At 36.5% G+C, this 1,854-nt stretch carries 2 protein-coding genes; both read left to right on the top strand.

Going from position 1 to position 1,854, the window contains the following annotated elements; genetic code table 11:
- The coding region (locus ABY905_RS16955; RefSeq protein ID WP_372646029.1) for a DUF4251 domain-containing protein at positions 1-411 on the top strand (411 nt) is incomplete at its 5' end.
- 396 nt (positions 412-807) lie between these two features.
- On the top strand, positions 808-1,845 hold the full coding sequence (gene asnA, locus ABY905_RS16950) for an aspartate--ammonia ligase (RefSeq protein ID WP_372646027.1): 1,038 nt from the start codon (positions 808-810) through the stop codon (positions 1,843-1,845).
- The last annotated feature ends 9 nt before the right edge of the window (positions 1,846-1,854 follow it).

Raw genomic sequence — 1,854 nt, 5'->3', positions numbered from 1 at the left:
GAATGCTTGCAACTTATTGAAAGTGGTGAATTCAAATTTGAGGCTGAAAAGGCCTATCCTCAAGGTGGATCATCTATTGATTTAACCACAAACTATGGTTTTATTAAAATTTCTGAAAATAAATGTTTAGGAGATTTACCTTTTTTCGGAAGAGCTTATCGAGTTGAGTATGGTGCTGATGGTGGTATTAATTTTGAAGGTGATATTTTAAATGAAAAATTGACTCATGATGATAAAAAAATGAAAGTGACTTACACCTTCGAAGTCAAGGATAAAGAGACTTACACGGTTATTATGGAAGTCTTTTCAAAACAATCTGCATCCACAATTATTCGAACCGACAGTAAAGCTCACATCTCATATTCAGGGACAATATCAGAACTTAAAAATGAAGAATCTAAGTCCGAATAAGCTGCAATTTTCAAGTTCATTTTTACGAGACGCGATTTTTTTGTTTTGTAATTCAAAAAAACTTTTCTAGTTTAGCAGCATCAAATAAAGAAACTATGAGATCATTCAACAACAATAATGCTTTTAATAATTTGATGAATAATAATTCATCGAAAATGGGGAGCTTATAGTTGGTTGTTAAAATATACCTACACAAACTTAAGCCTTCCCTTACCGGAAGGCTTTTTTTATAAATACAATTTTTCAACACGATGTATTCATTCAATAATAATAACATTAATAATAATTTTCCCTAGGGGTGAGAAAGGATACTAGCATGCATTTGTTTTAGCCTTTCCACCCTACGGAAAGGCTTTTTTTATACCATTATTTTAATTCTAACTAGAACCCAAAACCATGAAAGATTTAATTATTCCAAAAGACTACAAGAGCTTACTCGATTTAGATCGTACCGAAAAAGCCATCAAGCTCATTAAAGATCAATTCCAATTGCAACTATCTGCCGAACTTCGATTGAAACGCGTTACCGCTCCTCTAATCGTAATGAAACACACTGGCTTAAACGACGATTTAAACGGCATAGAACGTCCCGTTGCCTTTCCCATTAAAGCATTAGGCGATGATAGAGCCGAAGTGGTTCATTCGCTGGCAAAATGGAAACGCTATATGCTTGGAGAACTCAGTATTCCAGTGGGACAAGGTCTGTATACGGATATGAATGCCCTTCGACCTGATGAGGATTTCACTAACATCCACTCTTTATATGTAGATCAATGGGATTGGGAAAAAACGATCACCAAAGAAGAGCGTAGCCTGGATACTTTGAAGAAAACAGTACAGCAAATTTATGCGGCACTCAAAAGAACAGAATACATTTTGCAAGAGCATTATCCAAGTATCGAGGCTCAATTACCTGAGGACATTTACTTTATCCATGCTGAAGATCTTTTGCTTAAATATCCAGATCTAAGCCCAAAGGAAAGAGAAACAAAAGTAGCTAAAGAATATGGCGCCGTCTTTATTATTGGTATTGGTAGCGAAATGGCCAACGGTGAACCACACGATGGTCGCGCTCCTGACTATGATGACTGGAGCACACCTACACTTAACGGTTATAAGGGATTAAACGGTGATATCATTCTTTGGAACCCAGTACTAGAGATTGCCTTCGAGGTTTCATCAATGGGGGTTCGCGTAGACGAGGAAGCACTTGAAAAACAACTTACAATACGTGGTGCTGAATCAAGAAAATCCTTGATGTTTCATAAAAAACTTCTTGCTGGAGAACTTCCCGATTCAATTGGTGGTGGAATTGGACAGTCAAGACTGTGTATGTTTCTTTTGAAAAAAGCCCATATCGGAGAAGTGCAATCAAGTATCTGGCCTGATGAACTCAGACAAAAGTGTAAAGAATCAGACATATTTATCCTCTAATAAAGTCAT

The sequence above is a fragment of the Ancylomarina sp. genome (assembly GCF_041555295.1).
In the GTDB taxonomy this organism is placed as follows: domain Bacteria; phylum Bacteroidota; class Bacteroidia; order Bacteroidales; family Marinifilaceae; genus Ancylomarina.
Note: the sequence above shows the minus strand (reverse complement) of the source record. Positions and strands in the feature narration are given on the sequence as shown.

Bases quoted from the DNA above. Each gene is read 5' to 3' on its own strand.
- asnA (WP_372646027.1), top strand. From the start codon at position 808: ATGAAAGATTTAATTATTCCAAAAGACTACAAGAGCTTACTCGATTTA.